At 64.4% G+C, this 25406-nt stretch carries 24 protein-coding genes; 13 read left to right on the top strand and 11 right to left on the bottom strand.

Translation table 11 applies throughout. The features are described 5' to 3' along the window. Positions 1 to 22: 22 nt before the first annotated feature. Positions 23 to 1051: a tetraacyldisaccharide 4'-kinase gene (lpxK, locus tag AC4FWB_RS03125; protein ID WP_491024285.1), complete on the top strand. Its 1029-nt coding sequence runs from the start codon at positions 23 to 25 to the stop codon at positions 1049 to 1051. A 63-nt stretch (positions 1052 to 1114) separates the two neighbouring features. Here the strand turns inward: lpxK and AC4FWB_RS03120 are convergent, their stop codons facing one another. Beyond that, positions 1115 to 1348: a DUF2093 domain-containing protein gene (locus AC4FWB_RS03120; RefSeq protein WP_491024284.1), complete on the bottom strand. Its 234-nt coding sequence runs from the start codon at positions 1346 to 1348 to the stop codon at positions 1115 to 1117. A 114-nt stretch (positions 1349 to 1462) separates the two neighbouring features. Here AC4FWB_RS03120 and AC4FWB_RS03115 point away from each other — a divergent pair, with 114 nt between their 5' ends. Next, entirely contained in the window at positions 1463 to 2062 is a 600-nt protein-coding gene (locus AC4FWB_RS03115) for a hypothetical protein (RefSeq protein ID WP_491024283.1), read from the top strand. Positions 2063 to 2068: 6 nt separating this feature from the next. On the opposite strand, the gene AC4FWB_RS03110 is transcribed toward AC4FWB_RS03115, so the two are convergent. Beyond that, a complete protein-coding gene (locus AC4FWB_RS03110; protein ID WP_491024282.1) occupies positions 2069 to 2995 on the bottom strand; it encodes a LysR substrate-binding domain-containing protein in 927 nt (308 codons plus the stop codon). 90 nt (positions 2996 to 3085) lie between these two features. Between AC4FWB_RS03110 and AC4FWB_RS03105 the strand changes: the two genes are divergently transcribed. Continuing rightward, positions 3086 to 3979, top strand: coding sequence for a DMT family transporter (locus tag AC4FWB_RS03105; RefSeq protein ID WP_491024281.1), 894 nt, complete (start codon positions 3086 to 3088; stop codon positions 3977 to 3979). Positions 3980 to 4049: 70 nt separating this feature from the next. Here the strand turns inward: AC4FWB_RS03105 and AC4FWB_RS03100 are convergent, their stop codons facing one another. From AC4FWB_RS03100 to AC4FWB_RS03090, 3 genes are read right to left on the bottom strand one after another with little or no spacing between them, the layout of a single operon-like run. Next, complete coding sequence (locus tag AC4FWB_RS03100) at positions 4050 to 4367, bottom strand: DUF1905 domain-containing protein (protein WP_491024280.1); 318 nt, start codon at positions 4365 to 4367, stop codon at positions 4050 to 4052. A 4-nt stretch (positions 4368 to 4371) separates the two neighbouring features. Then, the gene (mutL, locus tag AC4FWB_RS03095) at positions 4372 to 6252 is read right to left on the bottom strand and encodes a DNA mismatch repair endonuclease MutL (protein WP_491024279.1); all 1881 of its coding nucleotides are present in this window, start codon (positions 6250 to 6252) and stop codon (positions 4372 to 4374) included. Between the two features lie 45 nt (positions 6253 to 6297). After that, positions 6298 to 7200, bottom strand: a complete 903-nt coding sequence (locus tag AC4FWB_RS03090) for a LysR substrate-binding domain-containing protein (protein ID WP_491024278.1) — start codon at positions 7198 to 7200, stop codon at positions 6298 to 6300. A 90-nt stretch (positions 7201 to 7290) separates the two neighbouring features. Between AC4FWB_RS03090 and AC4FWB_RS03085 the strand changes: the two genes are divergently transcribed. The 4 genes from AC4FWB_RS03085 to AC4FWB_RS03070 all read left to right on the top strand — a co-directional run bounded on the left by AC4FWB_RS03085 (position 7291) and on the right by AC4FWB_RS03070 (position 11689). After that, complete coding sequence (locus AC4FWB_RS03085; protein WP_491024277.1) at positions 7291 to 8841, top strand: trimethylamine methyltransferase family protein; 1551 nt, start codon at positions 7291 to 7293, stop codon at positions 8839 to 8841. A gap of 44 nt (positions 8842 to 8885) precedes the next feature. Next, on the top strand, positions 8886 to 10535 hold the full coding sequence (locus tag AC4FWB_RS03080; RefSeq protein ID WP_491024276.1) for an ABC transporter substrate-binding protein: 1650 nt from the start codon (positions 8886 to 8888) through the stop codon (positions 10533 to 10535). Positions 10536 to 10635: 100 nt separating this feature from the next. Beyond that, entirely contained in the window at positions 10636 to 11109 is a 474-nt protein-coding gene (locus AC4FWB_RS03075) for a DUF3828 domain-containing protein (protein WP_491024275.1), read from the top strand. A gap of 4 nt (positions 11110 to 11113) precedes the next feature. Beyond that, positions 11114 to 11689: a YqhG/Tai3 family protein gene (locus tag AC4FWB_RS03070; protein ID WP_491024274.1), complete on the top strand. Its 576-nt coding sequence runs from the start codon at positions 11114 to 11116 to the stop codon at positions 11687 to 11689. 218 nt (positions 11690 to 11907) lie between these two features. Here AC4FWB_RS03070 and queF read toward each other — a convergent pair whose 3' ends face one another. After that, the gene (gene queF / locus AC4FWB_RS03065; RefSeq protein WP_040986590.1) at positions 11908 to 12369 is read right to left on the bottom strand and encodes a preQ(1) synthase; all 462 of its coding nucleotides are present in this window, start codon (positions 12367 to 12369) and stop codon (positions 11908 to 11910) included. 139 nt (positions 12370 to 12508) lie between these two features. On the opposite strand from queF, the gene AC4FWB_RS03060 reads away from it, so the two are divergent. Further along, positions 12509 to 14554, top strand: a complete 2046-nt coding sequence (locus AC4FWB_RS03060; protein ID WP_491024273.1) for an oxidoreductase — start codon at positions 12509 to 12511, stop codon at positions 14552 to 14554. 202 nt (positions 14555 to 14756) lie between these two features. On the opposite strand, the gene AC4FWB_RS03055 is transcribed toward AC4FWB_RS03060, so the two are convergent. Then, positions 14757 to 15164: a hypothetical protein gene (locus AC4FWB_RS03055; RefSeq protein WP_491024272.1), complete on the bottom strand. Its 408-nt coding sequence runs from the start codon at positions 15162 to 15164 to the stop codon at positions 14757 to 14759. Between the two features lie 156 nt (positions 15165 to 15320). On the opposite strand from AC4FWB_RS03055, the gene AC4FWB_RS03050 reads away from it, so the two are divergent. After that, positions 15321 to 15839 (top strand): MarR family winged helix-turn-helix transcriptional regulator, encoded by a 519-nt coding sequence (locus tag AC4FWB_RS03050; RefSeq protein WP_491024271.1) that lies wholly within the window; start codon positions 15321 to 15323, stop codon positions 15837 to 15839. A gap of 4 nt (positions 15840 to 15843) precedes the next feature. Here AC4FWB_RS03050 and AC4FWB_RS03045 read toward each other — a convergent pair whose 3' ends face one another. Further along, positions 15844 to 16581, bottom strand: coding sequence for a polysaccharide deacetylase family protein (locus AC4FWB_RS03045; protein WP_491024270.1), 738 nt, complete (start codon positions 16579 to 16581; stop codon positions 15844 to 15846). A 281-nt stretch (positions 16582 to 16862) separates the two neighbouring features. Then, positions 16863 to 18932 (bottom strand): putative bifunctional diguanylate cyclase/phosphodiesterase, encoded by a 2070-nt coding sequence (locus tag AC4FWB_RS03040; RefSeq protein ID WP_491024269.1) that lies wholly within the window; start codon positions 18930 to 18932, stop codon positions 16863 to 16865. A 286-nt stretch (positions 18933 to 19218) separates the two neighbouring features. On the opposite strand from AC4FWB_RS03040, the gene AC4FWB_RS03035 reads away from it, so the two are divergent. Both AC4FWB_RS03035 and tdh read left to right on the top strand, forming a co-directional pair. Beyond that, complete coding sequence (locus tag AC4FWB_RS03035; RefSeq protein WP_491024268.1) at positions 19219 to 20406, top strand: glycine C-acetyltransferase; 1188 nt, start codon at positions 19219 to 19221, stop codon at positions 20404 to 20406. Positions 20407 to 20458: 52 nt separating this feature from the next. Further along, positions 20459 to 21493: an L-threonine 3-dehydrogenase gene (tdh, locus tag AC4FWB_RS03030; RefSeq protein WP_491024267.1), complete on the top strand. Its 1035-nt coding sequence runs from the start codon at positions 20459 to 20461 to the stop codon at positions 21491 to 21493. Between the two features lie 217 nt (positions 21494 to 21710). Here the strand turns inward: tdh and AC4FWB_RS03025 are convergent, their stop codons facing one another. Further along, positions 21711 to 22217 (bottom strand): DUF2380 domain-containing protein, encoded by a 507-nt coding sequence (locus tag AC4FWB_RS03025; protein ID WP_491024266.1) that lies wholly within the window; start codon positions 22215 to 22217, stop codon positions 21711 to 21713. A 131-nt stretch (positions 22218 to 22348) separates the two neighbouring features. Next, positions 22349 to 22819, bottom strand: a complete 471-nt coding sequence (locus AC4FWB_RS03020; RefSeq protein WP_491024265.1) for a MarR family winged helix-turn-helix transcriptional regulator — start codon at positions 22817 to 22819, stop codon at positions 22349 to 22351. Between the two features lie 141 nt (positions 22820 to 22960). On the opposite strand from AC4FWB_RS03020, the gene hmgA reads away from it, so the two are divergent. Both hmgA and AC4FWB_RS03010 read left to right on the top strand, forming a co-directional pair. Then, complete coding sequence (gene hmgA / locus AC4FWB_RS03015) at positions 22961 to 24274, top strand: homogentisate 1,2-dioxygenase (RefSeq protein ID WP_491024264.1); 1314 nt, start codon at positions 22961 to 22963, stop codon at positions 24272 to 24274. 106 nt (positions 24275 to 24380) lie between these two features. After that, entirely contained in the window at positions 24381 to 25394 is a 1014-nt protein-coding gene (locus AC4FWB_RS03010) for a fumarylacetoacetate hydrolase family protein (protein WP_491024263.1), read from the top strand. Positions 25395 to 25406 lie beyond the last annotated feature (12 nt).

Here is a 25406-nt window from a genome sequence, read left to right as displayed (position 1 = left end):
CATGCGCCATGGAAGTAGCGTCATGACCAGCGAAGCGCCGCCCTTCTGGTGGGAAAAGCCGGACTGGCGCGTGCTGGCGCTGTCGCCGGTGTCGGCGGTCTACGGGATGGTGGCGGGCCGCCGCATGCGGCACGCGCCGCGCGAGAAGGTCGCAGCGCCTGTGCTCTGCGTCGGCAATTTCACCGTCGGTGGCAGCGGCAAGACGCCGGTCGCCATCGCGCTGGCGAAACAGGCAAAGCGCATGCAGCTCACGCCCGGCTTCCTGTCGCGCGGCCATGGCGGCTCCTTCGCCAAGCCGCATGTCGTCGATGCACATCACGACGCCGCCAAGCATGTCGGCGACGAGCCACTGCTTCTGGCCGAGCACGCGCCGGTGGCCGTGACGGCCAACCGCGCCGCCGGCGCGAAACTGCTGATGGAAGAGCATGGCTGCGATTTCCTGATCATGGACGACGGCTTCCAGTCGGCGCGCATCCACATCGACTACGCGCTGGTCGTGGTCGACGCGCGCTTCGGCATCGGCAACGGTCGCGTCATTCCTGGTGGACCGCTAAGAGCCAAGGTCGTCGACCAGCTGGTCTTCACCAGCGCATTGCTGAAGATGGGCGAGGGGAGCGCCGCCGATACGGTGGTGCGCCAGGCGGCGCGCGCCGGCCGGCCGATCTTTTTGGCGCATGTCGAACCCGCGAACCCGGCGCGCTTTGCCGGCGGCAGATTCCTTGCCTTTGCCGGTATCGGCCATCCGGAAAAATTCTTCGACACGGTGCGCGGCGCCGGCGGCGAGGTCGCGCTGTCGCGCGCCTTCCCGGACCATCATTTCTACGCCGCGGACGAGCTCGCCGATCTTGCGGCGCTTGCCAAACGCGAGGGGTTGCGCCTCGTCACCACCGCCAAGGACGCCGCGCGTCTGCGCCACGGCACGGCGCCGGCCGGCTTCCTCGAACAGCTCGACGTGCTGGAGATCGGCGCCGTGTTCGAGCTCGAGCATGCGCCCGAACGCATCGTCGATGAGACGCTGGATGCGTGGCGGCTGCGCAAGATGCGGGGGTGAGCAACTTCGGCTACGTCGGAAGGGGTGTGAAGGAACGCGGCGGCACGGGTTCCTCGGGATCATCTACCGCCGGCTTCTCATTTCCGGATGCATCTCGATCTCGCGGCGCAGCGATGCCGTCGCGTTCACATAAGGCTCCTGCCTGGCGACGCTCCAATATTTAAGCTCGTCCAGCGGAATGCTCTCGCCGGTCACCGCGCAGCGCACGAACGCGCCGGGGCTGGTCACCTGGAAGTCGCCGTCGAGATAGCGGATGCGCGCTTCCTTGCCGCCGGGGCCTTCAAAACGGTTCATCATGAAATGACGCTTGGGTTCATGTGGGTTCAATCGCCACAAATCGCGGGCAAGGTCAAGCTTGGCGCAATGCTCATGTAATATCGCTGACCGGCACAATGATTGTCAGGAAGCGCCATGAACATCGCCAATGCCAGCATGACGCCGCTGCTGAAAGAGGCGCTCACGCCGCAGCCGGTACCGTCGGCCAAGCCCGACCCAACGATCACCGGGCTGGTCAAGGCGCTGGTCCAGCCTCCGGCGCCGTCGATCGTATCCTCCGCACAGGTCGCCGCGCAGGCGCTCAACGGCTCTCTGACCAGGCCGCCTGCTCAATCGACCCAGCGCCTGTCGTCCGCCGAGATCGAGAACGCCTACAGAGCCGTCATGGAACCTGATGCCGGCACTGATGACGCCTCGACAAGGTCTCCGGCAGGCAGGCCGGCGGCCGATGCCGACCGGCCTTCGCGGGCGGCGACCCAGCCGCGGTCGGCGGTCGCCGACAACACGGCCAGGGTCACGCCAACGCTGCCGCCCTCCTCGTTCTCGCCGGCCCTTGCTTCCGGGGTGCTGGTTGCGGCCAATGCCAACGCGCCGCAACGGCGGGGTGCGGCGGCCCGGCCGGCAGGCCATGCTCCGCGATCTCAATCCGGCCAGCCGTCGCTGTGGACGATATCGATCGTGACGGCCATCGTCTCGGCTGCGACCACCACGATCGTGCTGCTGCTGCTTCGCTGACGAATCTCAGTCGTCGTCCTGCAGGAAGGCCTCGAGCTTTTCCGGCGCCAGCCCGGCCTGTTCGGCAATTCGTCTGGCGAGGTCCGCGGCAGCCGCGCGCGGGCGGCCGACGGGGCGATCGAGCCAGTAGGACACCGGATTGAGCGCGACGCGCTCGTCGACGGGGACGATGCGGCCCGACTTCAACTGGTCCTGCGTCAGCGGCGGCCGCGCCAGCGCGACGCCCAAGCCGTGCGCCGCAGCGTCGAGCACGAGATTGTAGTCTTCGAACCGGCGATCCTGCGGGCGAGGGCGGTAGTCGACGTCCTGCGCCGCGAACCAGGCGCGCCAGCCGGAGGCGTCGGAATCGTTGATCAGCGGGAATTTGAGCAGCCGCGTTGGGTCGCCTTGCCCGATCTCCTTCGCCAGCTCCGGCGACGCGATCGGGAAAATATGCTCCTCGAAAAGCTGCACCGAGACGCGGCCGGGAATGCGGCCGCGTCCGCAACGCACCGAGAGGTCGATGCCTTCGTCGGCGAGATCGGCCTGGCGGTTGTCGACGTCGAGCACGATGCGCAGCCGGGTCGGATTGTTTTCCAGCGCCGCCATGCGCGGCATCAGCCACAGGCCGCTGACCGAGGGAATCGAGGCCAGCCGCACCACGGCGGTGCCGCGCGGCTCGACCCAGCGGTCGGAATTGACCGAGATCAGCGCGAAGGCCTCGGTGGTTCTCAGATGCAGCCGATTGCCCTCATTGGTCAGCGTCACGCCGCGCGCGTTGCGCTCGAACACTTTCAGTCCCAGCCAGTCCTCCAGCTTGGCGATCTGGCGGCTCACCGCGCCATGCGTGAGGTTGAGCTTTTCGGCGGCGGCCGAAAAACTCCCGGTGCGCGCCGCCGCATCGAAGGCGCGTAAGGTCTCCAACGGCAGCATCTGGTTCGAGCTGTGATCCATGCTCACAGCTGACCCTCGAATTGCTCGTTTGTCAATCGGCCGGCAATGGCGTTTTCTCTCTCCATGGCCCTGAAAGACGAGGATTCGGCAATGAGCGCTTACACCGGCACGTTGAATGAGACACAGCGCATGGACACCGCCGCTGCCGTCGCGGTAGCGCTGACGGTCGCCGGCTGGGCCTCGGCTTTCCCGGCGATCCGCGCCGGCCTTGCCGCCTTCCAGCCGCTGGAACTCGGCGCGCTGCGCTTTGCCATCGCCGCCGTGCCGGCGGCGATCTTCCTGGCGGTCAAGCGCCCGGCGTTGCCGAGGATCGACGAGCTCTGGCGCTTCGGCTTCGGCGGCGCGATCTTCGTCGCGCTCTACACCGCCATGCTCAATTTCGGCGAGCTGACCGTCTCGGCGGGCGCCGCCGGCTTCATCATCAATGTCAGCCCGATCTTCACCGCAATCATGGCCATGGCGCTGCTCGGCGAGCGCTTCTCGCGTCTGGCCTGGCTCGGCACGGTGATCTCCTTCACCGGTATCGGCATCATCGCGGTCGCCGACGGGCACGGCCTGCATTTCAACGCCGGCGCGCTGCTGGTTCTGGGCTCCGCGCTTTGCTCGGCCGTCAACACCATCGTCCAGAAGCCGCTCTTTGCCCGCCACCATCCGCTGACGATCGCCGCTTCCAACATGGTGCTCGGCGCGCTCTGCCTGTCGCCCTTCCTGCCGGAGGCCTTCCGTCAGGCAGCAGTTGCCGATACCGCCGGCCTCGGCGCCGTCATCTATCTCGGCGTCGTGCCCAGCCTGATCGCCTACGCTGCCTGGGCGACGGCGCTTTCCCGCCTGCCGGCGGCGCGCGCCTCGAACTTCCTCTATCTGGTCTCGCCGACCTCCGCCCTGATCGGCTTCTTCTGGCTCGGCGAAGTGTCGTCGCTGCTCGGCATCCTCGGCGGCGCGCTGGCTCTGGGTGGTGTGATCGTGGTGAATTTGAAGCGCTGATTAGACACAAAGTTTTATCTCGAAGGAGCCGTTTCTCAGCGGCTCCTTTTCGCGCGCGGCGGCCGCGCTGTTAGCGGCGAAGTCGTATTGCGATGACGGCGGAGATCCTATCGCCCGCCGTCAGATTACATTTGCGCCGGACATCGTCCTTCAAGGGCAAAAGATAGCTTCCGTCCTTGGGAAAAAGGGATGTGCGGAACCCTACGCCGCCGATCGTCGCCTCGACAGGTATCACCCCCCACCCGTAAGTCGCGAGCTTCTCCAGCTTTCTGATCTCCGCGCCATGCCGCGCGGGTATCGGGGCGAAGAAATAGGGCGACGGGCCTCTCCAATGGATGACGTCGGCGTCGAACCGGAACTCGACTGTTTCGCCGGTGTCGTCGCTCACGGGCTCACCGCCGCCCGAACAGCCGTTCGATATCGGCAAGCTTGAGCTCGATATAGGTCGGGCGGCCGTGGTTGCAGGTGCCGGATCCCGGCGTTGCCTCCATCTGGCGCAGCAGCGCGTTCATCTCCTCGGCCTTGAGCAAGCGGCCTGAGCGCACTGAGCCGTGGCAGGCCATGGTGGCGGCGATCTTGTCCAGCCGCTCCTTCAGCGTCTCGACCGTGTCGTTGTCGGCGATCTCGTCGGCAAGGTCGCGCACCAGCTGCTGCACATTGGTTTCGCCGAGCATCGAGGGCGTCTCGCGCACCGCGACCGCGCCCGGCCCGAAGCGCTCGAGCCCGAGGCCGAATTTGGCCAGCGTCTGAGAATGCATCGCCAGTCGCTCGGCGTCCTCTTCCGGCAGGTCGACGATCTCCGGCAGAAGCAGCATCTGCGAAGGTACCGCGCGCGAATGCAGCGCGTTCTTCAGCGCCTCGTAAACCAGCCGCTCATGCGCGGCATGCTGGTCGACGATGACGAGCGAATCCCTGGTCTGGGCGACAATGTAATTCTCATGCACCTGGGCGCGCGCGGCGCCCAGCGCCATGCCGAGCAGCGCTTCGGCCGGCTCGGCTGTGCCGGCGCGGGCGTCAGCGCTGGCAAGCGGCCCGGTGTCGAAGGTCGCCTGGTCGTTCTCGGCGAAGCCGTTTCGTGTTGGCCGCGCTTCACCCATATCCAGCGGCCGCTGCGGCGAGCGCGCCAAATTCGAACCATGTTCGAAGCCGCTGAAGCCGGAGGCGCGGTAGGTGGCCTCATAGCTGCGGTGTCCGGCGGTTGGCCCGGGATGTGCAAAGGGCGCGACACCCGGTCGGAACGCCGCCATCATGCCCGCCGCGCCTGAGGTCGCGGCGCGGATGCCGGCGCCGGCCAGCGCCTCGCGGATGGCGCCGACGATCAGCCCGCGCACCAGGCCCGGATCGCGGAAGCGCACATCCGCCTTGGCCGGATGGACGTTGACGTCGACCGTCGCCGGATCGAGTGACAGGAACAGCACCGTCACCGCGTGCCGGTCGCGCGGCAGCACGTCGGCGAAGGCGCCGCGGATCGCGCCGGCGATCAGCTTGTCGCGCACCGGCCGGCCATTGACATAGGCATATTGCTGCAGCGCGTTGGCGCGCGTGTAGGACGGGATCGAGACATGCCCGGCAAGATGCACGCCGTCACGCACCGCGTCGATGGCGATGGCGTTGTCGGGGAAATCCTTGCCCATCACCTGCGCGACGCGGGCGAGCCGGCCGTCCGGCGTGTCGTCGGTCGCCGGCAGTTCCAGCGTCGAACGGTCGGAACCGGCAAGCGTGAAGCGCACGGCCGGGAAGGCGATGGCGATACGCTTCACCACATCGCTGGTCGCCGAACTTTCGGCGCGCTCACCCTTCATGAATTTGAGCCGTGCCGGCGTCGCGAAGAAGAGATCGCGGACCTCGACCGTCGTGCCGCGGTTGGCCGCCGCCGGCTTCACGGGTAAGACGCGCCCGCCCTCGATGCCGATCTCGGCCGCGCTGTCGCCGCTTGCCGTGCGTGAGCGGATGGAAAGCCACGCCACCGAGCCGATCGAGGGCAGCGCCTCGCCGCGGAACCCCAGCGAGCGGATATCGTGGATGTCGTCGGAAAGCTTCGAGGTGCAGTGGCGGGCGATCGCTAGCGCAAGCTCCTGCTCGGCAATGCCCGAGCCGTCGTCGGTGACGCGGATGAGGGAGAGCCCGCCGCCGGCGGTGACGATCTCGACCCGGCTCGCGCCGGCGTCGAGCGCGTTCTCGACCAGTTCCTTCACCACGCTCGCCGGACGCTCGATCACCTCGCCGGCGGCGATCTGGTTGATCATCGTTTCGGAAAGCTGGCGGATAGGCATGTGGGGATTATAGGCGGATTCGAATGGCGTGGGGGAGGGGTTAGTTCACGCCTGCGCCACCAGCCAGTCCCTGACCTTGCGCGCGTTCTCGCTCAACTCCCGGTTCTTCGGCCAGATGACGTAAAACGCAATGCCGGTTCTCATCACATGGTCGGTCACCGGCACCAGCAGGCCGGCGGCCACCAGCCGCTCGACGAGATGGCGCCAGCCGAGCGCGATGCCTTGGCCCTCCATCACCGCCTGGATCACCAGGGCATAGTCGTTGATGCGCAGCCCGCGCTCGGCGTTGCGCAGGCTGCTTCCGGCGGATACGAACCATTCGTCCCAGTTCGGGGCCTCGCGATAGGGCTCCTCGAGATGGATGAGCCGGTGCGTGGCCAGTTCCGCGACGGTTTCCGGCCGGCCGAATTTGGCGAGATAGCTGGGGCCCGCGACCGGAAAGATCTCCTCGTCGGAGAGCGGCAGCGAATGATAGTCCGGCCAGCGTCCTGGGACGCCGCCGCGCACGCCGAGCGGGATGCCCTCGGCGATGATGTCGAGGTCGCGGTCGGCCGTCTGGATGCGGAGATCAATGCCCGGCAGCGCGTCGCGGAACTGCTGCAGGCGCGGCATCATCCAGAAGGAACCGAAGGCGGTCGAGGCCGCAAGCGTCACATGACCACCGGTCACCTGCAGGCGAAGGTCCTCGGCCGACTTGCGGATATGCGACAAGCCCAGCGAAACGTCGGCATGGAAGCGCTCGCCGGCCTCTGTCAGGAGCACCTGCCGGTGGCGGCGCTGGAACAGCTTGGCGCCGAGCTGTTCCTCCAGCCCACGCACCGCATAGGAAACGGCCGCCTGTGTCATGCCGAGCTCGCGACCGGCGGCGGTGAAGCTGGATAGCCGGCCCGCCGCCTCGAAGACGATAAGGCTGCCGGCCGAGGGCAGGAGGTGTCGTAAGCTTCGCATAAGTGCAGCTTATACAAGAGATCAGGATTTTCCAGCGTCACAGCCATATTTCGTCTCGCTAACTTGGCGGTGCGGGAAGAAGGAGACCCCATGAACGCACCGGCCGCTGAAATGACTGAACCGAGCCACCGCCGCGGCGGCGGCCGTCTTGGCCGCAAGGCGCTGCGAAGCGCGCCGGTTGCGTCGTTTCCGACGCTCGTCCGCCAGATTCCTGTCTACGAGATCGTTCCCGACGAAGCGGTGGAACTGATCCACGATGAGTCGCTCAAGATCCTCGAGGAGGTGGGCTGCGAATTCCGCGACGACGAGGCGATCGCGCTTTGGAAGGCGGCGGGCGCCGACATCAGGGAAACGCGCGTGCGCATCGACCGCGCGCTTCTGATGGAACTCGTCTCGAAGGTCCCGCCGGAGTTCACGCTTCATGCGCGCAATCCCGAGCGCACCGTCCGCGTCGGCGGCAAGAATTCGATCTTCGTGCCGATGTATGGCGCGCCCTATGTGCGCGACCTCGACAACAAGCGGCGCTACGGCACACTTGCCGACCTCAACAATTTCCACAAGCTCGCCTATATGGCGCCGGCATTGCACTCGTCGAGCTCGATCATCTGCGAGCCGATGGAAATCCCGGTGCCGAAGCGGCACCTGCACATCATCCATTCGGCGCTGAAACATTCCGACAAGCCATTCATGGGCATCGTGACGTCGAAGGAGCGCGCCGAAGACACGATGGCGATGGCGGGCATCGTGTTCGGCGAGGATTTCGTCCGCGACAACCCGGTGCTGGTCGCGATCACCAACTGCAATTCGCCGCTGGTGTGGGACGCCACCATGCTCGACGCCATGCGGGTCTATGCGCGCCACAACCAGCCGCTGATCCTGGCGCCCTTCGCGCTATGCGGCGCCTCGACTTCCGCCTCCGCGGTCGGCGCGGTCGCGCAGGTCAACGCCGAGGCGCTTGCCGGCGTCGCCTTCACCCAGCTCATCCGTCCCGGCTCGCCGCAGATCTACGGCCAGTTCATGGTCACCGTCGACATGAAGACCGGCGCCCCGATGGGCGGCACGCCGGAGGCCGCGCAGATGATGTATCTGATGGGCGCGCTGGCCAGGAAGTACAAGCTGCCGTGGCGCACCTCCGGCTTCCATGTCGGCTCCAAGCTGAACGACGCCCAGGCGGGCTACGAGGCGAACATGCTGATGCATGCCGCGATCCTTGCCGGCGCCAACTACATCTGGCATTCGGCCGGTTGGCTGGAAGCTGGCCTCACCTGCGGCTACTCGAAATTCGCCACCGACTGCGAGCAGCTTGTCGGCTGGTACAAATATGCAGGCGGCGTTCCCTTCGACGATTTCAAGGAGGCTCTTGCCGCGATCCGCGAGGTCGGTCCGCAGGGGCATTTCCTTGGCACCCAGCACACGCTCGAGCATTTCGAGCGTGCCTTCTTCATGCCGAGCATCATGGACTTTAACTCCTTCGAACAATGGACAGCCGAGGGCGCGAAGGATCATGATACGCGCGGCTTGGAAAAGGCGCGCAACATGCTCGCCGACTATCAGGAACCGAAGCTCGACGAGGGCGTCGCCGAAGGTCTCAAGGATTTGATCGCGCGGCGCGAGGAAAAGCTGCCTGATAGCGTTAGTTGACAGAGAACGGGCGAAGACCCGCCGAAACCAATGGGAGAAAGAAAATGACAATCTTCAAAAGCAACGGTGATCGCGTCCCCGCCGCCATCGAGGCGATGGCAGAAGAGACGCGCGCAGGCCGCATGGACCGGCGCGAATTCCTGGCGCTGGCAAGCGCATTCGGCGCCTCGACGGCTTTCGCCTATGGCATGATCGGCCTTGCCGCGCCGACAAAAGCGCTGGCCGACGAGCCGAAGAAGGGCGGAACGCTGCATGTCTCGATGTCGGTCAAGGCGCAGAAGGATCCGCGCACCTATGACTGGACGGAGATGGCAAACGTCACCCGTACCTGGCTGGAGCCGCTCGTGCGCTACACGCACCAGTTCACTTTCGAGCCGGTGCTGCTCGAAAGCTGGGACGTCAATGACGACGCCACCGAATATACGCTGCATCTGCGCAAGGGCGTCACCTGGAACAATGGCGATGCCTTCAACGCCGACGACGTGGTCGCCAATCTGAACCGCTGGTGCGAGAAGGGCGCTTCCGGCAATTCCATGGCGGCACGCGTCGGCGCGCTGATCGACACAAAGACCGGCAAGGCGAAGGATGGCGCGATCACCAAGGTCGATGACCTCACGGTCAAGCTGAAGCTCGGCGAACCCGACATCGCGATCATACCGGGCTTCACCGACTATCCGGCGCTGGTCGTGCATCGCGACTTCGACAAGGATGGCGCCGACCCGATCAAGAAGCCGATCGGCACCGGAGCTTTCGAGCTGGTGTCTTATGACGTCGGCCAGAAGGCGGTGGTCAAGCGCCGCGAGAGCGGAAAATGGTGGGGTGGCGAGGCGCCGCTCGACGGTGTCGAGTTCATCGACTATGGCACCGACTTCAACGCCACGCTCAATGCCTTCGATTCCGGCGAGGTCGACCTCGATTTCGAAACGCCGGCCGACTTCATCGACCCCCTCGACAAGATGGATCTGGTGAAATCGGAGGTCGCGACCGCGACCACGCTGGTTGCCCGCACCAACATCACGCACAAGCCCTATGACGACCAAAAGGTGCGCAACGCGCTGCAGATGGCGGTCGACAACAGCCAGGTGCTGCAGCTCGGCTATGCCGGGCGCGGCACGGTCGGCGAAAACCACCATGTCAGCCCGATCCATCCGGAATACTACCCGCTGCCCAAGAAGACGCGCGACGCGGCCGGTGCCAAGAAGCTGATGGCCGACGCCGGACAGGCCGACTTCGAGCACGAGTTGATCACCGTCGAGGACGAGTGGCAGAAGAACACCGGCGACGCCATCGCCGGCCAGCTGCGCGATGCCGGCATCAAGGTGAAGCGCACGGTGCTGCCGGGCTCGACCTTCTGGAATGACTGGACGAAGTATCCGTACTCGTTGACGATCTGGTACATGCGCCCGCTCGGCGTGCAGGTGCTGGCGCTCGGCTACCGCAGCGGTGAGGCCTGGAACGAGACCGCGTTCTCGAACCCGGATTTCGACGCCAAGCTCAAGCAGGCGCTTTCGCTGGCCGATCCGGCCAAGCGCAGGGAGGTCATGAAGGACGTCGAGCAGATCCTGCAGGATTCCGGCGTCATCATCCAGCCGTTCTGGCAGAAACTCTACTGCCACATGAACAAGAAGGTGAAGAACTACTCAATGCACCAGACCTACGAAATGGACTTTCACAACGTCTGGCTGGAAGCCTGAGACGGGCAGCGCAAGGACTTCATGCGCCGCGAAAAAGCCGATATGCAGGATGCGTGGTGGTGATCTTGCCACCACGCCCGCCGACATCCGGAGATCCTGCATGAGACCGATAGCGCTGGCCATTGCCATGTCGATCGCCTTGCCTGCCGCAGCGCTGGCCGGGCCGGCTGCCAAGGCCGTGAAGTTCTTCTACGTGCCTGAAGTGAAGTTCGAGGCGGACGCGAAGTACCGCGACCGTTTCACCGATCCGGTCACGAAGCTCTTCGAACTCAACGACAAAGCGCAGAAGGAGAAGCCCGACGAGGTATCCTGCATCGATTTCGACCCTGGCCTCGACGCCCAGGATTTCGATCAGAAGACCGTGTCGAAGACGCTGAAGCTCACCGAGACCGTCAATGGCGACACCGCCGAGGTGACGGCGAGCTTCAATCTTTTCCCGGAAGGCGATGACTCCAAACGTGAAATGGTGTGGTCGCTGAAGAAAATGGACGGCAAGTGGAAGATCGCCGACATCACCTCCAAGACCAGCGACTGGAAACTCAGCGCGCTGGAGTGCGGCTCCTCGACGGAGTGATGCCATGCTTCGCCGCCTCGCTCTCGCGCTGGCAAGTTTATCGATGCTGGCCGCGGGGCTGAGCGGCGGCGCCTGCGCGCAGGGGCTGTTCGGCTCGCCGCCGCCGAAAGCCTCTTCCGGCGACAACGACACGTCGCCGCCCGCCGCCGCGCCGGAAACCAAGCCGGCCGAACCGGCGCCTGCCGCACCCGTCCTGCCCGGATCGCCGACGGCGGTGGTGAAGCCTTTCTACGAACATCTCGGACTGGAGCTCGACCCGGCCGAGCGCAAGAACTTCATCGATCCGGCGAAGAGCGTGCTCGACAAGAGCGATGCGCTGCGCGCCTCGGGGCAGGGCGAATGTCTCGATCCCAACATGGCGCTCGACAACGCCGATTACGACAAGCTCGCCATCGACAAGAGCCTGCGCACCGTCGAAGCCGTCAATGGCGACCAAGCCAAGGTGGTGGTCGCCTTCGTCGTCGAAGGCCACCAGCATCGCCTCGAATGGAAACTGAAGAAGGTCGGCGGCGACTGGAAGATCTCCGACTTCCTGTCGGTCACCGGCGAATGGGCGCTGAGCCAGTACCAGTGCGAATGATGGTGATTGAAGATCAGGGCCGGCGATCCTTCGCGCCCCCCTCTGGCCTGCCGGCCATCTCCCCCACTTGGGGGGAGATCAGATGTCACGCCGGCTTTCGCCAATCTCCGACGTTGCAGGATAAGCAGGGCGCCGAAGCTGCTAATCTCCCCCCTTGTGGGGGAGATGTCCGGCAGGACAGAGGGGGGCGCTGTCCCGCCAGCCTCTCGCAACAAGTTTCAGCCCCTTCCGCGATAGGGCGCAACCCCGGTGTCGGGCAGCCAGGCGTCCTTGGGTGGTGCGCCGGTCTGCCAGAAGACGTCGATCGGGATACCGCCGCGCGGGAACCAGTAGCCGCCGACGCGCAGCCAGAGCGGCTTGGTCGCCTCCACGATGCGGCGGCCGATCATGACGGTGCACTCCTCGTGGAAGGCGCCGTGGTTGCGGAACGAGGTCATGAACAGCTTCAGCGACTTCGATTCCACCAGCGTCTTGTCGGGCGCGTAGTCGATGACGATGTGGGCGAAGTCCGGCTGCCCGGTGACCGGGCAGAGCGAGGTGAATTCCGGGCAGGTGAAGCGCACGATCGCCGGCGGTCCGTCGCCGCGCTGGAACGGCACGGTCTCCAGGACCGCCTGTTCAGGGCTCTGTGGCGTCTCGACGTGCTTGCCGAGCTGGGTGAGGTTCTTTGCATCAGTCATGGGCGGAGCCTTCTTGGTTTTTGCCGCTCCTTAGCACCAGAGCGAAAAAAGTGCAGCGGTTTTTCGGATGGATCCGATGCGTGAAACGGAAACAGGAGCCGCGCGTTGCTCCAGCACAATTTGAAACGGCAGGAAGACGATGACCAGCAACGACCCGCTTCTCCAACCCTACCAGCTCAAGCACCTGACGCTGAAGAACCGGGTGATGTCGACCAGCCATGAGCCGGCCTATTCCGAGGACGGCATGCCGAAGGAGCGCTACCGGCTCTACCATGCCGAGAAGGCCAAGGGCGGCATGGCGCTGACCATGACGGCGGGCTCGGCGATCGTGTCGCGCGACAGCCCGGCCGCCTTCGGCAATCTGCACGTCTATGACGACCGCATCGTGCCGTGGCTGGCAGAGCTGGCGGACGCCTGCCACGAGCACGACTGCAAGGTGATGATCCAGATCACCCATCTCGGCCGCCGTACCGGCTGGAACAAGGCCGACTGGCTGCCGGTGCTTTCGGCCTCGCCGGTGCGCGAGCCGGCGCATCGCGCCTTTCCGAAAACCATCGAGGACTGGGACATCGAGCGCATCGTCGCCGACTATGCGTCAGCGGCCCAGCGCTGCCAGGCGGCCGGCCTCGACGGCATCGAGTTCGAAGCCTACGGCCATCTGATGGACGGCTTCTGGTCGCCGGCGACAAACCATCGCGACGACGATTTCGGCGGCTCGCTCGACAACCGGCTGCGCTTCACCGACCTGGTTCTGGACGCCGTGCGCCAGGCTGTCGGCGAAAAATTCGTCGTCGGCATCCGCATGGTCGCCGACGAGGATTTCGAAAAGGGCCTGCCCAAGGATGAAGGCATCGAGATCGCAAGGCGCTTGGCCGCATCCGGCAAGGTCGATTTCCTCAACATCATCCGCGGCTCGATCGAAACCGACGCGGCGCTGACCAAGGTCATCCCGGTCACCGGCATGCGCTCTTCGCCGCATCTCGATTTTGCCGGCGAGGTGAGGGCGGCGACGAAATTCCCGACCTTCCACGCGGCGCGGATTTCCGACGTCGCCACCGCGCGCCACGCGATTGCCACCGGCAAGCTCGACATGGTCGGCATGACGCGCGCCCACATCGCCGATCCGTATATCGTGCGGAAGGTGATGGAAGGCCGCGAGCATGAGATCAGGCCTTGCGTCGGCGCCACCTATTGCCTGGACCGCATCTATGAAGGCGGCGAGGCGTTGTGCGTCCACAATGCGGCGACCGGCCGCGAAGCGACCATCCCGCATGTCATCGCCAAGAGCGAAGGGCCGAGGAAGAAGGTCGTGGTTGTGGGCGCCGGGGCGGGCGGTCTGGAAGCGGCGCGCGTCGCCGCCGAACGCGGGCACGAGGTAACGGTGCTGGAAGCGTCCAGCCAGGCAGGCGGCCAGGTGCGGCTCGCGACGCAAAACCCGCGCCGCAAGGAACTGATCGGTATCATCGACTGGCGGCTTGCCGAGCTCGAGCGCCTCGGCGTCGAGATCCGCTACGACACCTGGGCCGAGAAGGACGACGTTCTGGCGCTGTCGCCGGACGTGGTGATTGTGGCCACCGGCGGCCTGCCGCAGAACCCGCCGCTGACGGCCGGCGACAATCTCGTCACCTCGAGTTGGGACATCATGGCCGGCAGCGTGAAGCCGGCCGAAAATGTGCTGCTCTATGACGACAATGGCGGCCATCAGGGCATGGGCGCGGCGGAACTGATCGCCAACAGCGGCGCGAAGCTGGAGCTGGTCTCGCCGGAGCGCTTCTTTGCGCCGGAAATGGGCGGCCTGAACCATGTGCCCTATATGCGCGCCTTCCATGAGAAAGGCGTCACCGTCACCATCAACACCCGTTTGCGCTCCGTGCGGCGCGAGGGCAACCAACTCATCGCCGAGCTGGCGTCCGACTTCGCCGATGGCTGGCGCAGCGAGCGGCGCGTCGACCAGGTGGTGGTCGAGCATGGCACGGCGCCGCTCGACGATCTCTATCTGTCGCTGAAGCCGCTGTCGAAGAATGGCGGCGCGGTCGACTACGAGCGATTGGTGAGCGGCGGCGACATTTTTCCGCAGCGCAATCCCGAAGGCGGCTTCGTGATGTTCCGCATCGGCGATGCCATCGCCTCGCGCAACATCCACGCCGCCATCTATGACGGCATCAGGTTCGGGATCAGGATTTGACGCGTAGAGCATGATCCCGAAAAGTGGAAACCGGTTTTCGGAAAAGATCATGCTCAAAAAACGATAGAGCCCCATTCCGATTCTATCGGAATGGGGCTCTATCGGTGGCGCGCAACCGGCCTCCGCAAGGAGAGCCACCTGCCGCTTCGGCCGATTGCGCGCCGCGCATGGCGCCGGCCTGGTGCCGGCGGCGTGCGATATCTCAAAACATCCGGGCGGTGGCCATGCAGAACACGCTGATGACCAGCAGCCCGCCGGCGAGGCGTTCGCCTTTGGTCATTTTCGCCCGCAGCAGGGTTTGCGTCGCTGCATCGGCGCCAGCCAGCTGCCTGCTGGAGGAGGCCACAACGGCGCCCTGCACGCCGGCGGCGATCAGCGCCGTCGCAATGCCCAGCGCGAGCACCATCTCCATCGAGCCGAAAGCACCCTGATGGAAGAAATACCAGAGCAGCAGACCGGTCAGAAACACCACGCCGGAGGCGCCGAGCTGTGGCCGGATGAAGCGCTCCGCCTTGATCTCCGGATCGCGGGCAACCGCGATGGTCGTGCCGGCCCAGAAAACGCCGGCCATGACGTGCAGGCCGATGACGACGATGTAGACATATTGCATGACCGCATTCCTCTTTTCCGCCCGCCGCTATTATCTGCCGCGCATCGCCCACAATCCGGCGATGCCATCAATAAGACAAAGTTAGATATCTAATGGTTAGATGTCAATTCATGATGCCGAGTTTCGCGTATCCCTTGCTTGTCCTAGTGTTCAACCATGACGCCATTTGACCGCCCGCCAGTCGGCATGAATCTCGCCCGCACCTCCAAGATCGTGGCGCAAGCCTTCGACGCCGCAATGGTCGAAGCCGGCGGAACGCTGCCGGTTTGGTTGACCTTGCTCTCGGTCAAGTCGAAGGAACTGGCCAACCAGCGTGAGCTTGCCGGCATGATCGGCATCCAGGGCGCGACGCTGACCCACCACCTCAACGCCATGGAGGCGCAAGGGTTGCTGACGCGCCGCCGCGATCCGGACAACCGCAGGGTCCATCAGGTGGCGTTGACCGAGGCTGGCGATGCGTTGTTCGAGAGATTGCGGATGGCAGCGATCGCCTTCGACAAGCGGCTGCGGACTGGAATTGCCGATGAGAGGCTGGCGGAGTTCGCCGAGGTGCTGGCGATGCTGCGCGCGAACGCCGAAGCCACGAGCTTTGGAAGCATGCTGACATCGTTTCCAGGCGACGAGAAGGATATTCATCCTCGTTCGCGCAAGCCGGCTCGCAACGTCAAACTGTAAGCGCCTAGCCGTCATAGCCCGGAATGGCACCGAAGGCGTAGTGGCGCAGTTTAAGCGCCGCAATCAGCGCCGTGAGCTTCGCCTTGCCGTCGAAGGCATCCTGGAACATCTCGTCATGCATCAACAGGATCAGCTTGCCCGGCTTGACGAAATGGCCGTAGCCGAACAGGTGATCGATCTCGCTGATCAGATGGTCGACGCTCTGCACCGGCTTGCCGCTGTCCTCATGTACCCACTCGTGGTCCCAACCATAGAGCCAGAAGCCTGACGCAGCGACGAACTCGTAGTCCGGGTCCTCGCGGCCGGCTTGCGCCAGCCCGAGCGAATTGTCGTCCTTCGACATCGACGGCAGCCGGAACACGTCGCGCCCGGGCAAACGCGCATGCACGGCGGGCTTCAGGCCAAGCACGGTATTCGCCCTCAGCATGTCGGCGACCACGCCTTCGGTGTCGCCGTAGAAATGCCGGTAGTGATTATAGGCGTGGCTGTAGCTGTGATTGCCGATCGTCACCAGCGGCATCGACTTCGCCCGCTGCACCAGCGCCCGATTGGCGGCATTGGCCTCCGCATGCATGCCGACCATGAACAAAGTTGCCGGCACCTGCTCCGCCTGCAGCACGTCGAGAATGTTGGCGGTGCCGGCGAGCGGGCCGTCATCGAAGGTGAGATAGATGGTGCGATCTGCCGCGAGCGCCGGAGATGCGACAAGTAGCCAGAGCGTTGCGGCGAGACGAAGCAGCATCGGCAAGACCCGTTTGTAATCACGGGCAAGCCGCCATGCTAGTGTGGGTCTGTCAAGTCTCGACGAATTTGCCCAGGGTCTATTGGGATTCGGGTCAGGCCGAGTCGAGAATGGTGGGTTCCGAGAAGCGGAGCGGAGCGTACTTAAGGTACGCGAGCACCGGCCTACGCCGGCCGTAGCCTTAATTGCCACGTGATTCTCATGAATGCTTCGGCCGGCGAAGGCCGGAAGCGCAGGAGGCCGCCGTTCGCAGGCCGACCTCACCCGAATAGCAATTGACCCTATGCCAGGCTGCCTCTCAGCACCTTAAGCTTCGCCTTCTTGGGGTTGCGCGCCAGCAGCCACTCGCGCGCCTTGTCCTGCGGCATCGGGAAAGCGATCGAATAGCCCTGCACCTGGTCGCAGCCGATCGCCATCAGCGAGTCGAGTTCGGCTTCGGTCTCGGCGCCTTCGGCGACGATCGAGATGCCGAGACCCCGGGCAAGCTCGGTGATGGCGCGCACGATCTTGGTGTTGTCGCCGTTCTCGTTGATGTTCTGGACGAAGCGGCGATCGATCTTCAGCCGGTCGATCTCGTTCGGGTTGACATGGCTGAGCGACGCATAGCCGGTGCCGAAATCGTCGAGCTCGAGATGCACGCCGGCGGCCCGGATATGCCTGAGCTTGGCGGCGATGCCGGTCTTCTCGTCGTCGAGGATGACGGATTCGACGATCTCCAGCGACAGCTTCTGCGGCGCGAGCCCGGCCCGCTCCAGCGTTCCGAACAGGAACTGGTCGAAGTCCGGCTCGCGCAGCTCGGTGCCCGAGACGTTGACGGCGATGCGTCCGAAATCGATGCCGGCGCGGTCCCATTCGGCGGCTTCGTTGATCGCCTTGGTGATCACGATGCGGCCGATATCCGGCATGAAGCCGCATTTCTCCGCCACGGGGATGAATTCGCCGGGCGAGATCATGCCGCGCGCGGCATGCTTCCAGCGCACCAGTGCCTCGATGCCGCTGATCTTGCCGCTGGTCAGCGACACCTGCGGCTGGAAATAGACCTCGAAGGTCTTTTCCGCGATCGCGGTGCGGATGTCCTGTTCGAGCTGCTTGCGGTAGTCGAGCTCGCGCCGAAGTTCTTCGGAGAAGAAGGAGAAGCTGCCGCCACCGAGCTTCTTGGCGGAGTAGAGCGCGAGATCGGCATGGACGAGCAGGTCCTGCGCATTGTCGGCATCGATCGGGTAGACGGCGATGCCGGCGCTGGCGCCGGGCATGATGGTCGTGCCCTGGAAGATGATCGGCTCGTTGATCTCGCCCAGGATGCGCTTGGCCAGAGCATGGATATCCTCGGTGCTGCCGGCGCCGTTGAGGATCATCACGAATTCGTCGCCGCCGAGCCGGGCGCAAAGATCAGACGCACGGCAGGAATCGCGCATGCGCTGGGCGGTGACGACAAGCACATAGTCGCCAGCCGCGTGCCCCAAAGTGTCGTTGATCTGCTTGAAGCGGTCGAGGTCGAACTGGATCACCGCCAGCCGCTCGCGGCGGCGCTGCGCGCCCTTGATCAGCGTGTCGAAGTGATCGGTGAGGAAGGTGCGGTTGTGCAGGCCGGTCAGTCCGTCATGCACGGCGATGAAAGCCATCGAATTGCGCGCGTCGACCAGCTCATGCGTCTTGCGCAGGATCGCCTTCGACATCGGCCGGAAGATGAACAGCGCCACCAGCACGATGACGCCGATGGTGGCGAAGAACAGCGTGCGGTGCAGGTCGAGCATCTCGTCGGACCGCTCGTTGGCAAAGGCGCTGATGCGCTGGCCGAGCGCGGCATAGCCGGACAAGGTCGCGTTGGCGACGGAGGCGTCGAGGCCAACGCGTTCGCCGCCCCCCTTGTAGCCGTCGCTTTTCATGCCGAGCTGCGATTGGAAGGACGAAATCAGCCTGTCGCCATTGGCGATCAGGCCGACCGAGAAATAGTCGAGGTGGAACGGCTTGCTGAACAGCACATACTCGATCGATTTCGGATCGTTGCGCGCCGTCGACAGCGGATCGGCGCCGGTCTCCTTGAGCAGCCGGTCGTAGTTGGTCTCGAACTCGCCTGTTGCCTGCTTGAGGGCCGTGACCAGCGCCGGCTGCTTGTCGCGCGAGGCGGCACCGGTGGCGCCGGCCAGGAAGACGATGCGCTGCGACAGCGCCTTCTGCGTCGAGACGATGTCGAGCAGCGCGTCATTGTGCTGCTGCTGCGCCATCAATTGCTGCAGAAGGACGAAGGACGCCATCACCATGGCGGCGATGATCATGAGCGCCAGCCAGTAGCCGGTCTTGATGAGCAGAATCAGCTTGCGCGAAACGCTCTGCACTGGCTGCTGCGACATAACTCGGTGACCCTCCGGTCGACGGATTCCTGCCCTGGATTCGTGGCGGGAAGACCCTTGACGTGAAAGGGTTAACAGCTCGGCAAGCAGGCGCGGCGCTCATCCCGACAGCCTGACAAAGCTGACAAGATGGTTATCGCGTCCTTTCGAGCGAAGTTGGCATTTGAGTGCATAGTCATTAGCCCTGATCGCAAAGCTTTCGCGACGCCACCGAAGCGGTCGTTTTTGCGATGGATTTTTCTTGTCCATGGCGCGACAGTCCGCGTCAAACGAACAGGGCCACACCATGAGCGCAGCGTTTCTCTCCCACATCGACAACGAGCTTCAGGGCTTGAAATCGGCCGGGCTCTATAAGTCTGAGCGGGTCATATCCTCGATGCAGTCGGCCGAGATCGAGGTTGCCGGCCAGAAGGTGCTGAACTTCTGCGCCAACAATTATCTCGGCCTCGCCGACAGTCCTGAATTGCGCGACGCGGCGAAGCAGGCGCTCGACCGCTATGGCTACGGCATGGCGTCGGTGCGCTTCATCTGTGGCACGCAGGAGGAGCACAAAGAGCTCGAGGCGACCATCTCGTCCTTCCTCGGCATGGACGACACCATCCTCTACGGCTCCTGCTTCGACGCCAATGGCGGCTTGTTCGAGACGCTGCTCGGCGAGGAGGATGCCGTCATCTCGGACGCGCTGAACCACGCCTCGATCATCGACGGCGTCCGACTCTCCAAGGCCAAGCGCTTCCGCTATGCCAACAACGACATGGCCGACCTCGAAGCGCGGCTGAAGGAGGCGAAGGACTGCCGCTTCCGGCTGATCGCCACCGACGGCGTGTTCTCGATGGACGGCATCGTCGCCAACCTACGAGGCGTGTGCGACCTCGCCGAGAAATACGATGCCATGGTGATGGTCGACGACAGCCACGCAGTCGGCTTCGTCGGCAAAAACGGCCGCGGCTCGGCCGAGCATTGCGACGTCGAGGGTAGGGTGGACATCATCACCGGCACGCTCGGCAAGGCGCTGGGCGGCGCTTCCGGCGGCTATACGTCGGGGAAGAAACAGGTGGTCGACTGGCTGCGTCAGCGCTCGCGTCCCTATCTTTTCTCCAACACGCTGATGCCGGCGATCGCCGGCGCCTCGCTGAAAGTGTTCGAGCTGATCCGCAATGGCGGCGCGCTGCGCGAGCGCCTATATGCCAATGCGCAACGTTTCCGGTCCGAGATGGGCAAGCTCGGCTTTACGCTTGCCGGCGCGGATCACCCGATCATCCCGGTGATGCTCGGCGACGCAGCTCTTGCGCAGGAGATGGCGCAACGCATGTTGAAGCGCGGCATCTACGTCATCGGCTTCTCCTTCCCGGTGGTGCCGAAAGGCCAGGCGCGCATTCGAACGCAGATGTCGGCCGCCCATTCCAGCGCCGACATCGATCGCGCGGTCGAAGCGTTCGGCGAGGTCGGCAAAGAGCTGGGTGTGATTTCCTGAACGGCCGACATCGAAAAGCTGCTCCGGATCAAGGGATTCAAGGAACAAAAGAATGTCGAACATGATGAAGGCGCTGGTGAAGGCCAAGGCCGAGCCGGGCATCTGGATGGAAGAGGTGCCGGTGCCGGAGATCGGCCCCAACGACGTGCTGATCAAGGTCAAGAAGACCGCGATCTGCGGCACCGACGTCCACATCTACAACTGGGACCAGTGGGCCCAGAAGACCGTGCCGGTGCCGATGGTGACCGGTCACGAATTCGTCGGCACGGTCGCTGATTGCGGCGCGGCGGTCACCGAATACAAGGTCGGCCAGCGCGTCTCGGGCGAGGGCCATATCGTCTGCGGCCATTGCCGCAACTGCCGCGCGGGCAGGGGGCATCTGTGCCGCAACACGCTCGGCGTCGGCGTCAACCGTCCAGGCGCCTTTGGCGAATACATGGCGATCCCGCAGCACAATGTCGTGCCGATCCCCGACGACGTGCCGGACGAGATCGCGGCCATCTTCGATCCACTCGGAAATGCGGTTCACACGGCATTGTCCTTCGACCTGGTCGGCGAGGACGTGCTGGTCACCGGCGCCGGCCCGATCGGCATCATGGGCGCGCTGGTCGCGCAATGCGTCGGCGCGCGCAAAGTCGTTATCACCGACATCAATCCGGTCCGGCTGGATCTGGCGCGCAAGCTCGGCGTCCAGCATGTCGTCGACGCCTCGAAGGAGAAGCTGCGCGATGTGATGCCTTTGATCGGCATGACCGAGGGTTTTGACGTCGGGCTCGAGATGTCGGGCGCAGCGCCCGCCTTCCGCGACATGATCGACACCATGAACAATGGCGGCAAGATCGCCATTCTCGGCATCGCGCCGACCGGCTTCGAGATCGACTGGAACAAGGTCATCTTCAAGATGCTGCACCTGAAAGGCATTTACGGGCGCGAGATGTTCGAGACCTGGTACAAGATGATCGCCCTGGTGCAGGGCCCGCTCGATGTTTCGGGCCTGATCACGCATCGCATCGGCATCGATGATTTCCAGGTTGGGTTTGATGCGATGAGGAGCGGCAATTCGGGCAAGGTGGTGATGGATTGGTAGCTGTCGGCTCCGGGGCCTGACTCGATCGCTGGCTGCCGCTGATGACCGCAGGCGTCAGCGGCCCGGCTTCAGCACCGAAGCCGATGGTGCTCCAATCCAAAGCCGATCTCACAGGCGGATGTCCTGCCGTAGAGCGAGATGCGTTCGGGTCGCTCGGGCATCCTGCTCTACCTTTTTTCTCAGCTCTTCAGCCGCATTTATTGGCTGCAAAATCTCCTTAGCGCAGAATTCTGTTTGTCATCAGCCATTTCACGGAGCGGGGCCATGCGTAGTTCGCACCCATGCGAAGATCGGTGAAGCCCTGCGAGACAGGTCTCCCGGTCTGAGTGTCGAGGATGCGGATGAACATAGTATGTTCTGTTCGGTTGACGCGCGTCACGACGCCAAGCAGGGCAAGAGATGCGCCGTGTTCTCTCGCAATTTTGCCTTCGCAGCCCCCGCAGTTGCGCAGTCCGTGCGGCGCAGCCGTCTGTTCGTTCCGGGCTGGTTGATCGATTACCGCAAAACGCCCGGATTTGGAGAGCATGTCCTTCGCGACTTGCGCCGACTCGGACAGATAGCGCCTGTCGTGTTCATCTGGAGGAATTATCCCCGCCCCGGCGCTCTTGTCTTCCAGTTCAAAAGGAAACACCTCGATTGACGTCGGCTTTGCCTGCTGAGCATGTGCAGATACGCAGGTGCCTGCAAGCAGCGTCGTCAGGAGAGTCAATGTGCGAATGCGCATGATAGTCCTCCCTTCGATAGTCCTCCGCCGATGCCGCAACAATTATAGACGGCTTGACCGCCAAAATCACGATCAGCGGGAAGTCCCGAGCTTTGACCGAGGCGTGGAGCTTTTCACACGGCCTTGGCTGTTCAGGGTAAGCGGGCCCGACCTCGGCTGTTGTCTGAGACCAGACTGGCTTCGAGCGCGGCAAGCCCTTCCGCGATCGCAGCGCGCTCCGCGGTGCCGAGCCTAGCCAGTAACTGCCTTTCAAACAGCTTCGCCAACGGCACCATCTCGCGGTAGGCTGCAAGCCCCGCTTTGGTGAGCGTCAAGTGCTCGACGCGGCGGTCGTTCCCGTCCGGCGTGCGCGTCAGCCAGCGCCGTCGCTCCAGTTCGGCGACTGCTCGCGACACCTTGGTCTTGTGCATCGCCGACTGCTCGCCGAGTTCCGTCGCCGTCATCGTGCCGCGCTGACCCAGGCCCGAAAGCGTGCGCCATTCCGGCCGCGTCAGGCCATGGCGCTCCTTGTAGATGCGCGAGAATTCGCGGCTGACGGTGTCGGCCAGCCGGTAGAGCCGGTAGGGCAAAAAGCTTTCGAGCTCGAGGATTTCCGGTTCCATGGGCGCACCGCGAATGCGTCTGCCGTTGATAGTTACATTTTCGATGGTTACAAATGAAACCAGTTTGGTCAACATCCCCGGAAAGCCGAGCGGCTTTGACAGCGCAGGCGGCATGCCGGAGCATTGCGCGAGGAGGAAGTGATGGCCTTTTCCTACATGCCGGGCTTCGGCAACGATTTCGAGACCGAGACGCTGACCGGCTCGCTGCCGCAGGGCCGCAACTCGCCGCAGCGGCCGGCCTATGGGCTCTATGCCGAGCAGCTTTCCGGCTCGCCCTTCACCGCGCCCCGCGGCACCAACGAGCGCTCCTGGCTCTACCGCATTCGCCCGAGCGTCCGGCACACCGGCCGCTTCAAGGCGGCGAGTTATCCCTTGTGGAAGACCGGGCCCAATATCGGCGACCACGAGCTGGCGCTCGGCCAATACCGCTGGAGTCCGGTGCCGATGCCCTCCGAGCCGACCGATTTCATTTCGGGCATGCGCACCATGACCACGGCCGGCGACGCGGTCGGCCAGTCCGGCATGGCGGCGCACGTCTATGTCGCCAACCGCTCGATGACAGACGACCATTTCTTCAACGCCGATGGCGAATTGCTGATCGTGCCGCAGGTCGGCGCGCTGCGCTTCGTCACCGAGATGGGCGTGATCGAGCTTCGGCCCGGCGAGATCGCCGTGCTGCCGCGCGGCCTCGTCTTCAAGGTCGAGCTCGCCGATAAGGAAGCGCGCGGCTATGTCTGCGAAAACTACGGGGCAAAATTCACCATGCCCGACCGCGGCCCGATCGGCGCCAACTGCCTGGCCAACCCGCGCGACTTCAAGACGCCCTGCGCCTGGTTCGAGGAGAAGGAGACGCCGTGCCGGCTGATCGTCAAATGGTGCGGCACGTTCCATGTCACCGAGCTCGGCCATTCGCCGCTGGATGTCGTCGCGTGGCACGGCAACTACGCGCCCTACAAATATGATCTGGCTACGTTTTCGCCGGTCGGCGCCATCCTGTTCGACCACCCCGACCCGTCGATCTTCACGGTGCTGACGGCGCCGAGCGGCGAGGAGGGCACCGCTAATGTCGACTTCGTCATCTTCCCGCCGCGCTGGCTGGTGGCGGAAAATACTTTCCGGCCGCCCTGGTATCATCGCAACATCATGAGCGAGTTCATGGGGCTGATCCACGGCCAGTACGACGCCAAGGAAGAAGGTTTTGTGCCCGGCGGCATCAGCCTGCACAACCAGATGCTGGCGCACGGGCCGGACGCCTCCGGCTTCGAAAAGGCGACGCGGGCAGATCTCAAGCCGGTCAAGCTCGACAACACCATCGCCTTCATGTTCGAGACGCGCTTCCCGCAGATGCTGACCCGCTATGCCGCTGAGCTCGACACGCTGCAGGAGAACTATATTGACTGCTGGGCCGACCTGAAGAAGCGTTTCAACGGCACACCCGAGGGCGATTGGTCCTGAACGGCGGTAGCAGTGTCAGGAAAAATGAACGGGCGGCTTGACGATCGCCCGTAACGGCTTTGTTGTGAGATCAGCGGCACCAGACCGCGCGAGGAGAGGAAACCGCATGAAGCTTGCCACTTTGAAGAACGGGACGCGCGACGGAAAGCTGGTCGTGGTCTCGCGCGATCTGACGCGGTTCACCGACGCTTCCTTCCTGGTGCCGACGCTGCAGGCCGCGCTCGACGACTGGCGCCGCATTGCGCCGCATCTGGCGGCGATGGCGGAATCGCTTGAGACCAACGCCGTGCCCTCCGCACGCTTCCACGAGCATGACGCGCATTCGCCACTGCCGCGCGCCTATCAGTGGGCAGATGGCTCGGCTTACGTGAATCACGTCGAGCTGGTGCGCAAAGCGCGCGGCGCCGAGATGCCGGCAAGTTTCTGGACCGACCCGCTGATCTACCAGGGCGGCTCGGATTCCTTCATTGCGCCGCGCGATCCGATCCGCATGGCGGACGAGGCCTTCGGCATCGACATGGAGGCCGAGGTCGCCGTCATCGTCGACGACGTGCCGATGGGCGCGGGACTGGACGAGGCACGCGAAGCGATCCGGCTTGTCGTGCTGGTCAACGACGTCACGCTGCGCGCCATCACCGGGCCGGAGCTCGCAAAAGGCTTCGGCTTCTTCCAGTCGAAACCGTCTTCCGCCTTCTCGCCGGTGGCGGTGACGCCGGACGAACTGGGCGACGCCTGGGACGGCGGCAAGGTGAGCCTTCCGCTCCTCGCCGACCTGAACGGCAAGCCGTTCGGCCGGGCGAATGCCGGCGTCGACATGACCTTCGATTTCCCGGCGCTGATCGTGCATGCCGCGAAGACGCGACCGCTCGCCGCCGGCACCATCATCGGCTCCGGAACCGTCTCCAATAAGCTCGACGGCGGGCCGGGCAGGCCCGTCGCGGCAGGCGGCGCCGGCTATTCCTGCATTGCCGAGTTGCGCATGATCGAGACCATCGAGAGCGGCGAGCCGAAGACGCCCTTCCTGCATTTCGGCGACACGGTGCGCATCGAGATGAAGGACAAGGCTGGACATTCGATCTTCGGCGCCATCGAGCAGAAGGTCGAGAAATACGAGGGGTGAGAGGAGAGGAAT

Source organism: Mesorhizobium sp. LEGMi-168a (assembly GCF_058312955.1).
The sequence above is the reverse complement of the archived record's forward strand: the minus strand, read 5'-3'. Positions and strand labels throughout refer to the sequence as shown.

Excerpts from the sequence above, each read along its gene's own strand:
- AC4FWB_RS03075 (WP_491024275.1), top strand. The coding sequence starts at position 10,636 with ATGAGACCGATAGCGCTGGCCATTGCCATGTCGATCGCCTTGCCTGCC.
- AC4FWB_RS03070 (WP_491024274.1), top strand. The coding sequence starts at position 11,114 with ATGCTTCGCCGCCTCGCTCTCGCGCTGGCAAGTTTATCGATGCTGGCC.
- AC4FWB_RS03040 (WP_491024269.1), bottom strand. The coding sequence starts at position 18,932 with ATGTCGCAGCAGCCAGTGCAGAGCGTTTCGCGCAAGCTGATTCTGCTC.
- AC4FWB_RS03045 (WP_491024270.1), bottom strand. The coding sequence starts at position 16,581 with ATGCTGCTTCGTCTCGCCGCAACGCTCTGGCTACTTGTCGCATCTCCG.
- AC4FWB_RS03010 (WP_491024263.1), top strand. The coding sequence starts at position 24,381 with ATGAAGCTTGCCACTTTGAAGAACGGGACGCGCGACGGAAAGCTGGTC.
- AC4FWB_RS03080 (WP_491024276.1), top strand. The coding sequence starts at position 8,886 with ATGACAATCTTCAAAAGCAACGGTGATCGCGTCCCCGCCGCCATCGAG.
- AC4FWB_RS03035 (WP_491024268.1), top strand. The coding sequence starts at position 19,219 with ATGAGCGCAGCGTTTCTCTCCCACATCGACAACGAGCTTCAGGGCTTG.
- AC4FWB_RS03085 (WP_491024277.1), top strand. The coding sequence starts at position 7,291 with ATGAACGCACCGGCCGCTGAAATGACTGAACCGAGCCACCGCCGCGGC.
- tdh (WP_491024267.1), top strand. The coding sequence starts at position 20,459 with ATGTCGAACATGATGAAGGCGCTGGTGAAGGCCAAGGCCGAGCCGGGC.
- AC4FWB_RS03050 (WP_491024271.1), top strand. The coding sequence starts at position 15,321 with ATGACGCCATTTGACCGCCCGCCAGTCGGCATGAATCTCGCCCGCACC.
- AC4FWB_RS03060 (WP_491024273.1), top strand. The coding sequence starts at position 12,509 with ATGACCAGCAACGACCCGCTTCTCCAACCCTACCAGCTCAAGCACCTG.
- AC4FWB_RS03055 (WP_491024272.1), bottom strand. The coding sequence starts at position 15,164 with ATGCAATATGTCTACATCGTCGTCATCGGCCTGCACGTCATGGCCGGC.
- AC4FWB_RS03025 (WP_491024266.1), bottom strand. The coding sequence starts at position 22,217 with ATGCGCATTCGCACATTGACTCTCCTGACGACGCTGCTTGCAGGCACC.
- AC4FWB_RS03110 (WP_491024282.1), bottom strand. The coding sequence starts at position 2,995 with ATGGATCACAGCTCGAACCAGATGCTGCCGTTGGAGACCTTACGCGCC.
- mutL (WP_491024279.1), bottom strand. The coding sequence starts at position 6,252 with ATGCCTATCCGCCAGCTTTCCGAAACGATGATCAACCAGATCGCCGCC.
- AC4FWB_RS03090 (WP_491024278.1), bottom strand. The coding sequence starts at position 7,200 with ATGCGAAGCTTACGACACCTCCTGCCCTCGGCCGGCAGCCTTATCGTC.
- lpxK (WP_491024285.1), top strand. The coding sequence starts at position 23 with ATGACCAGCGAAGCGCCGCCCTTCTGGTGGGAAAAGCCGGACTGGCGC.
- AC4FWB_RS03120 (WP_491024284.1), bottom strand. The coding sequence starts at position 1,348 with ATGATGAACCGTTTTGAAGGCCCCGGCGGCAAGGAAGCGCGCATCCGC.
- AC4FWB_RS03115 (WP_491024283.1), top strand. The coding sequence starts at position 1,463 with ATGAACATCGCCAATGCCAGCATGACGCCGCTGCTGAAAGAGGCGCTC.
- queF (WP_040986590.1), bottom strand. The coding sequence starts at position 12,369 with ATGACTGATGCAAAGAACCTCACCCAGCTCGGCAAGCACGTCGAGACG.
- hmgA (WP_491024264.1), top strand. The coding sequence starts at position 22,961 with ATGGCCTTTTCCTACATGCCGGGCTTCGGCAACGATTTCGAGACCGAG.
- AC4FWB_RS03020 (WP_491024265.1), bottom strand. The coding sequence starts at position 22,819 with ATGGAACCGGAAATCCTCGAGCTCGAAAGCTTTTTGCCCTACCGGCTC.
- AC4FWB_RS03105 (WP_491024281.1), top strand. The coding sequence starts at position 3,086 with ATGAGCGCTTACACCGGCACGTTGAATGAGACACAGCGCATGGACACC.